Raw genomic sequence first — 781 nt, 5'->3', positions numbered from 1 at the left:
GCCGAGCATGAGTCCGGACATGATGTCCTCTTTTTGCTCTTTGCCCGAGTCATAGCCGATCAGCACGAGCTTCTTGCCTGATTCCTTGATGCCGATTGCCGCGCCTTCGGCGGAGCCTTCGTTAGCGCCAAAAATGCCTTTGATATTCGGGTTGCCCTGAATCATCGTCTTGGCGATTTCAGCTGACTTCAAATGATCGCCGCCACCGTATTGCACGGAGACGATTTTGATGTTCGGATGCTTGGATTTCATTTCGTTAAGGAAGCCGTCGCGCCGGTCGATGCCGGTGCGGCTGGTCTGATCGTGCACGATCAGGCCGACTTCGCCCGCGTTGCCGATGGCATCGGCCATCTTGTCGGCGGCGAGTGCGGCGGCAGCGATATTGTCGGTGGCACACGTCGTAAGCGGAATATCGCTATCGACACCCGAGTCAAAGGCGATGATCGGAATCTTGTTGTTTTGCGCGCGCTTGAGCAGCGGAATGGCGGCCTTGCTGTCTAGTGCGGCAATGCCGATGGCTTGAGGTTTCTTGGCAAGTGCAGCGGAAAGCATGTCGATTTGTTTATCGACCATGGCTTCGGTTTCCGGGCCTTCAAAGGTAATGCGGACCTTCTGTTCCTTAGCGCCTTGCTCCGCGCCCGCTTTGACCGCTTGCCAGAACTGGTGCTGGAAGCCTTTGGAAATCAGCGGAATATAGGCTTCGTCTGCATATGAAGCGCTCGTTGCAGCAAGCAATGCGCTAGTACCGATCAGCGCACCGATGATTTTTCTTTTCAGCATG

The 781-nt window shown here is 55.3% G+C and carries 1 protein-coding gene; it reads right to left on the bottom strand.

What is annotated here, in order from left to right; all coding sequences use genetic code 11:
• Positions 1–780, bottom strand: a 780-nt coding sequence (locus P7F28_RS10105; RefSeq protein WP_277184358.1) for an ABC transporter substrate-binding protein, incomplete at its 3' end; no start/stop codon positions are given.
• Position 781 lies beyond the last annotated feature (1 nt).

The organism is Caballeronia sp. BR00000012568055, from assembly GCF_029439455.1.
Lineage (GTDB): Bacteria > Pseudomonadota > Gammaproteobacteria > Burkholderiales > Burkholderiaceae > Caballeronia.
Note: the sequence above shows the minus strand (reverse complement) of the source record. Positions and strands in the feature narration are given on the sequence as shown.